We start from the raw sequence: 6259 nt of genomic DNA on the forward strand, positions 1-6259 counted from the left end.
AATGGAAGCAGAAACGATAAAAACCGAACATAAGCAGCAGGCGCCAAAAAAGCAGGAGGTTGTTATTGCTATAAAAGGGCTCAAAAAATCCTTTGGAACAAAGCATGTGCTAAAAAACATCAACCTTGAGCTTAAACGCGGTGAAAATGTGGTTATTATGGGGCGTTCCGGAACGGGTAAATCGGTAACTATTCAGTGTATTGTTGGGATGTTAAAGCCCGATAGCGGCTCAGTCAAGGTGTTTGGCGACGAGGTGGCCGAATTGAGCGAAAGGGCACTGAAAGAGTTAAGAATAAAGATCGGGTTCCTGTTTCAGAGCGGGGCATTATACGATTCAATGACCGTACGCGAAAATCTTGAATTTCCTCTCACCAGGGTATTAAAAATAAAGGATCAGGCAGACATTGATAAAAGAGTAGAAGCCGCGCTTGATAGCGTAGGCCTGCTTGAGGCCATCGATAAAATGCCGTCCGACCTGTCAGGCGGCATGCGCAAACGGGCGGGGCTGGCACGTACAATAATTGTTGAGCCCGAAATTATTTTGTTTGACGAGCCAACCACCGGTCTCGACCCGATAACATCACGGGAGATAAGCGACCTGATATTATCGATCCAAAAGAAATATAAAACATCATCATTAATCATCACCCACGATATGGAGTGCGCACGCATAGCATCAGACAGGGTAGTGATAATGAATGATGGCGAATATATAGCAGAAGGCTCATTTGATGAGCTTCATAAATCAAAAGACAAAATTGTGGCATCATTTTTTATAGACATATTATGAAAGCAACTTCATCTCAAAAAATAAAGATAGGCGTATTTACCTTTATTGGCTTAGCAGTATTGGTGCTGGTCATCTTTTTCATCGGCAACCAAAAAAACCTGTTCAGTTCAACATTCCAGGTTTCAGGTACCTTCAAAAATGTAAGCGGGCTGCAAATTGGCAACAATGTTCGCTTCGCGGGCATTAATGTTGGTGTTGTTCAGGATATAAATATAGTTACTGATAGCTCAGTAAAGGTTGACCTTACCTTAAATAACAACGTAAAAAAGTTTATAAAAAAGGACTCGAAATTAAGCATCGGCAGCGACGGCCTGATGGGCGATAAGCTGGTGGTTATTGCACCCGGCGGACTTACCAGCACACAGCAAGTTGAAGATGGCGGTCGGCTGGCAACAATAAACCCGGTTGATGTGGATAAAATAATTGCCAAGCTCACCAGTGTGGCCAATAATGCCGCATCGCTTACAGAAGGGTTGTCGGCTATTGTAAATAAAGTTAATAGCGGCAAGGGGAGTATAGGCCGGTTATTGAACAGTGACAGGCTTTCGAGGGACCTTGAAGGAACCGTTCGCCAGGCAAAAACTACTATGAAAAACGTTCATGCTACCACTACAACATTAAATACCGACCTTAAAGCGGCCCAAAGCAACTTCCTGTTAAAAGGCTTTTTTAACAAAAAAAAGAAAAAGGCAAAACAGGATTCGATAAAGAAGGCAGAGGCAGCCGCGGATAAAGCTGCCGGAAAAGACAATAAGGACAACAACCAATAAGTAAGCGCCCCGCCAAACACTATAAACAAAAAAGAAATCATCTGATGATCGGATATCTTCCTTTTTGTTGCGTAACGTTTTTACCCAGACCATCCTGCACGTCATGCCGTTTATTTCCGGCATTGTATAGCGAAAGAAGGAGAAAATAATGAAGCGGCTGTATCAAAAGTAAAATCACAAAGGACTGAACAAAATTAAATTTTGGATAATAAAAAGCTCCGTGTTTTCTCTGTACCTCTTTGCGTACTCCGTGGTTAAAAATAAACCGCAGAGATCACAAAGAACGCCGGAGATTACAGAGACCAAATATTATTTTGAGTGTTTTTTAGATTTACGTCTTTTGATACAGCCTCTTAAAATAGAGCTTAGTTCACCTAAACTCCTATATAAATTTTTCCAAAACTATATATTTCCCTTTCCTTTCTAATTCATGAAAGCCGGCCCGCTTACAAATGGTTATGGGCACTATATTTTCCGCTTTTATTTCGGTGAGGCATCTTTTAAATCCTTTATGCAATAGTTCAGCCAGGAAAAAATCAAGCAGCCTCCTCCCATAGCCCATTCTTCGTGTTGATGGTAAAACTATCGTCATTGATAAAAAGGCGAGCTTATTTTCATAGTCATTGGCATAGTATGCTAAAAACCCTACTAAAACATCCTGCTCAATTATAGAGATAATATTCCCCTTTGCAATTATTTTATCGACGTATGCATCCAGATCGTCAAGTTCATATATTCCGCTTCCGTCATGGATCAACGGGTACATCATATCATATATTTTTGATTTCATTTTGAGCCCGGTTTAAAGAAAAGGTAAAAGATTTGATGGGTTTAATTTGCATCTATTGACCAAATAGTTTATTAATTAACCCTGGCCGGGCTGGTACATTCTTTTTTCAACAGGCTGATAGTATTCCTGCAGGTTTTCGGGGACCCTTGAATTATAACCTAAAACTTGTCTTAGATCTTCATTTAGTTTTTCGCCGAATGTATAACCCAAGGCCCGCGGGTAATCAAGCTGTGGTTTAAAGAATGGGCGGGTAAAGGCCATGGTTAGTGTCCGCCTGGTTCCGTCTGTATTATTCTTTCCGGCGGCATGCCATAGGTTTGAATCGAACAAAATGATACTACCTTTCTTTGCTGTGGCACGTTCGGAATTTCTGTAAAAATAACCATCTTCAGGCCTGTCATCCTGCTTATGTGAACCTGAAAGAAAATAGGTTGCACCATTTTCGAGGGTAAAATCATCTAAAATAACCATCATTTGGATCATTACTTTAAAATCTCCGGTAAAGCTCCTTACATCTCTGTGAATGTTCTGGACATAGGGCTTGTCATCTCTTAAATTTATAACCGCTCCTAATGAGTTCAGGATGTAGTTCCCTTTTAAAAAATGCTTTATTTGTTCGGCGCAATATTTTTGGTCCAGGAATTTTAGGGTAAATGTATCTCTTTCTACCAGGTGGTGAAGTGTGCCGTTCATATTGGCGGCTATCCCGTTGGCGATTTGAATTTTGCGCCGTACCTCATAAGCCTTTGCTAGTGAGCCGGTAATTTCGTCAACAAAATCAGCATCAACGGCATCTTCATATACAATCCAGCCACTATCAGCCATCGTTTTATCAAAGGTTGCCAGGTCAGCGCTTGAATAAGCAAATTTATTTTCCATGTTATTTAATTATTTTTAAGTTCAATTTAAATTGTGGGGGTTTCAATATCTGAAACATATGTTTCCGTTTGTCTTTTTGCCTTGCGATACAGGGGGAAAAAAAAGGACTCATCATCGGCCTTTGCCCCGGCTTTTAAAACAAGGTCATTATAAACATCATCGTCATTGATGTAACACCATATATAATCCTTTACCCGCAGATCTGAAAAATACCTTTTAAATGTAAACAGGGAATCTTCTTTACCGGATACCCCGCCCCCAAGATGGAAGATCTTTTTTCCAAGCCGCCTTCCAATCACGCTTATTTCGTCTGTTAATAGTTTACTTGGCGATTCTTTTAAATACTCAGGGGATGTTGCTGAAAGGTGATTTCTGATAATACTATCTGACAATAAAAGGAGTGCCCCGCAAATAAGCTCCGTTCCATTGTAAATAAGAACAAGTTTATTTTCAAACCCTTCCATATTAAGAAGATTGGCGAAATATTGTTCATCAAAATAGTAATGTGAGGAGGCACTTACCCGGTCCATATTTTTCCAATACATGTCAGTGAAATTTTTAATTCCCTCCGCACTGTTGTCCTCCATTATTACATACCCTTTTTCCCGCAGTTTCCTTACCTGGCGCGAAAGCCTTTTTTCATATTTACTTCGCTGGTCTTCAATAGATAATGAAAGGTCCATATATAACGTTGCGCCATTTTCCCGTAACCCTCCAAAGTTGTTTAATAAAGAATGCTGGTTAAGGAATGGATGAAGCCTTGAAAAAATACAAACCACATTTTGGCCTTTCATGAAATTTACAAAGGCGTTTTTAAAATTCGTAATGGTTAATTCCGGTAAATCCGACAGATCAATGTTAGATACAGGTCCGGAATAGCCGTAAACAGAGGTCATATCGAAAAACGAAGTGTTTTCAATTTTTCGCTTGATCACAGGTAAAGCAATAAATAAATCGCCTTCTTCATACACAAACAGAAGTGGCTCGCCTGTTTTATTTAAAGAATGATAATACCAGGTATGAAAAGCTTCATGTATTAATGACTTTGCCACATAAGCATCCCATTCTTTTTTATTACTAATGATACAGGTTTGGTGATCCATAAATTTATTGGGGGTTAAATACAATACTTAATGATGATATTCAGGGAACTTAATTTCTGGTAAGCATCCCTTCCCGCGTTTGACCCTTTTTACGGGTCAACGGGATTATGATCTAATAAGCTTGCCGGGTAGTTTAGCCCTTGATTTGTTAAACAAAAAAGAGCTAATTAAAAAGCATAAAAGAGGTCGGCTAAGATTATAATTGGTATATTGGTCTGATAAATTGAGTGGCTAAAACATCTCCGCCACATAATTTCCGGCTAATATTTTTCGGGGAAAGAAAGCGCAGCTACAAATTGTAGCTTATTATTAAAGCAGGTATTTTATAGTATCATAAGCTTTTCTGAACCTAAGCTTTTTTAGTTCAAATAATATGTACCTTTTTACATAAAGCAGCAGCAGTTTTTTTTTGTGAATTCCCCTATAGCTAAAATTTTTAATAATGAGGTTAAAATCGCTGATCATCTTCTCCATCCGGGCTTCCGCTTTGATCATGCTCCATATGCCGCCAACATGATTGCGATAACAACTCATTACCTCGGGCATTACATATATTTTACGGCCGGATATAAACGTGGTATAAAGTTTTATTAGCTTATCAGCCGCATAACTTTTAAAAAACAAGGGCTGTTTGAAAAACTGCTGAACCTCCGGAATATTATGATATACTACCGTAGCTGTTTTTGTTTCCACCTGTTTGCCGGCAAGAAGGTCATGATAGCTATGTACCAATGGTACAGGGTTAGGATCAACATACAAAGGGTTATTATCCATGTCAACTACCTGCGTATAATGACAGCAAATGATATACTCCGGGTTTTGCTCCAAAAAATCAACCTGCTTTTGTAATTTAAAAGGATCGGTCCAGTAGTCGTCTCCGTCACAAAGCGCAATATATTTTCCTTTACAGGTTTTAACTGTATTGCTCATGTTTTGATGAGCCCCCACATTTTTTTTAGCAGAAATTATCCTGATTTTTTCCGGGTGCTTTTCTTTAAATGATTTTAGGATCTCTGATGTTCCATCGGTAGAGCAATCATCGCCAATAACAATTTCAAATTTAAAATTGGTTTGCTGCATTAAAAAGCTTTCAACCGTTTGGCTAATAAATGGCTTATGATTATAGGTTGTGCAGCATACACTAACCATCACATCCTTCTTCGTCATATTGTTGTATTTATTTTCACAGTTTCAGTATTAATTTCAAACTCTTTGTTTTTATTGCCGGCGTTATAGCGTGTGGAAGGCTGCATATTGAAGTAAATTCCAGGCCATAGCTCAATGTCATTAAGTTAAGAAAACCCTGATAATTGAGCCCTCTTCTAAACAGCAGCCTTATGAACGCCTTTAAAAAACAAGTAAACAACAATCTCTATAACCCATCGGGTCTATCCCTTTGTAGAAGCTTAGAGGTCTAATCATTTTTGCCTCATAGAGCGCGTGCGCTAGCACAGGGGGCTGGGCAATAAGTGAAACCATGAAAACAGAGATGATTTATCACCGGGATTTTAAAACCAAGACAGAAGCGAAGCTTGCCGTATTCGAATATATTGAAGTGTGGTATAACCGCTGGAGAAAACATTCGACTCTTGCCTATCGGACGCCCTGTCAGTATGAAGAAATATTATTAAACAACTAAATATCTGCCTGATGTTTCTCTACAATAAACTGTTGCAATTCCACGCAGGGCATTTATCACTCTTTTACGGAGAGCATATACGCCTCGCTTGTTGTCATATCTTCTTCTGAAAGATTCCTGAACCTTTGTGAAAATTTATTCCTTGGAATATCGTTAGCCACGATCGCTGGAAGCTCCTTCAATATTCTGAAACCGTGCTTTTTCTGCAGTTCCTGATGTACCGAGTATGGCAGCCGGTTTATCAAAAACATTCGGCCCCCCTTTACAATCTTCCACTCAAACTCGCTA

General features: G+C 39.2%; 7 protein-coding genes and 1 pseudogene. 3 read left to right on the forward strand and 5 right to left on the reverse strand.

Going from position 1 to position 6259, the window contains the following annotated elements; all coding sequences use genetic code 11:
* Window position 1: 1 nt before the first annotated feature.
* Together JWQ54_RS20675 and JWQ54_RS20680 are read left to right on the forward strand one after the other, a co-directional pair.
* On the forward strand, window positions 2-790 hold the full coding sequence (locus tag JWQ54_RS20675) for an ABC transporter ATP-binding protein (RefSeq protein WP_299588803.1): 789 nt from the start codon (window positions 2-4) through the stop codon (window positions 788-790).
* Entirely contained in the window at window positions 787-1560 is a 774-nt protein-coding gene (locus tag JWQ54_RS20680) for an MlaD family protein (protein ID WP_299588804.1), read from the forward strand. Before JWQ54_RS20675 ends, JWQ54_RS20680 begins: the two co-directional genes overlap by 4 nt.
* A 382-nt stretch (window positions 1561-1942) precedes the next feature.
* Here JWQ54_RS20680 and JWQ54_RS20685 read toward each other — a convergent pair whose 3' ends face one another.
* The 4 genes from JWQ54_RS20685 to JWQ54_RS20700 form a co-directional block, all read right to left on the reverse strand.
* A complete protein-coding gene (locus JWQ54_RS20685; RefSeq protein WP_299588806.1) occupies window positions 1943-2350 on the reverse strand; it encodes a GNAT family N-acetyltransferase in 408 nt (135 codons plus the stop codon).
* Between the two features lie 75 nt (window positions 2351-2425).
* On the reverse strand, window positions 2426-3229 hold the full coding sequence (locus JWQ54_RS20690; protein ID WP_299588808.1) for a phytanoyl-CoA dioxygenase family protein: 804 nt from the start codon (window positions 3227-3229) through the stop codon (window positions 2426-2428).
* Between the two features lie 26 nt (window positions 3230-3255).
* A complete protein-coding gene (locus JWQ54_RS20695; RefSeq protein ID WP_299588810.1) occupies window positions 3256-4332 on the reverse strand; it encodes a GNAT family N-acetyltransferase in 1077 nt (358 codons plus the stop codon).
* A 309-nt stretch (window positions 4333-4641) separates the two neighbouring features.
* Complete coding sequence (locus JWQ54_RS20700) at window positions 4642-5499, reverse strand: glycosyltransferase family 2 protein (protein ID WP_299588812.1); 858 nt, start codon at window positions 5497-5499, stop codon at window positions 4642-4644.
* A 307-nt stretch (window positions 5500-5806) separates the two neighbouring features.
* On the opposite strand from JWQ54_RS20700, the pseudogene JWQ54_RS20705 reads away from it, so the two are divergent.
* Window positions 5807-5971, forward strand: a pseudogene (locus JWQ54_RS20705) (IS3 family transposase); the annotation flags it as partial.
* Window positions 5972-6027: 56 nt separating this feature from the next.
* On the opposite strand, the gene JWQ54_RS20710 reads toward JWQ54_RS20705, so the two are convergent.
* The coding region (locus JWQ54_RS20710; RefSeq protein ID WP_299588814.1) for a hypothetical protein at window positions 6028-6259 on the reverse strand (232 nt) is incomplete at its 5' end.

The organism is Mucilaginibacter sp., assembly GCF_028288225.1.
Lineage (GTDB): Bacteria > Bacteroidota > Bacteroidia > Sphingobacteriales > Sphingobacteriaceae > Mucilaginibacter.

What these genes read in the sequence shown, in the direction of transcription:
- JWQ54_RS20680 (WP_299588804.1), top strand. Translation starts at nt 787, where the DNA reads ATGAAAGCAACTTCATCTCAAAAAATAAAGATAGGCGTATTTACCTTT.
- JWQ54_RS20675 (WP_299588803.1), top strand. Translation starts at nt 2, where the DNA reads ATGGAAGCAGAAACGATAAAAACCGAACATAAGCAGCAGGCGCCAAAA.
- JWQ54_RS20685 (WP_299588806.1), bottom strand. Translation starts at nt 2,350, where the DNA reads ATGAAATCAAAAATATATGATATGATGTACCCGTTGATCCATGACGGA.
- JWQ54_RS20700 (WP_299588812.1), bottom strand. Translation starts at nt 5,499, where the DNA reads ATGACGAAGAAGGATGTGATGGTTAGTGTATGCTGCACAACCTATAAT.
- JWQ54_RS20695 (WP_299588810.1), bottom strand. Translation starts at nt 4,332, where the DNA reads ATGGATCACCAAACCTGTATCATTAGTAATAAAAAAGAATGGGATGCT.
- JWQ54_RS20690 (WP_299588808.1), bottom strand. Translation starts at nt 3,229, where the DNA reads ATGGAAAATAAATTTGCTTATTCAAGCGCTGACCTGGCAACCTTTGAT.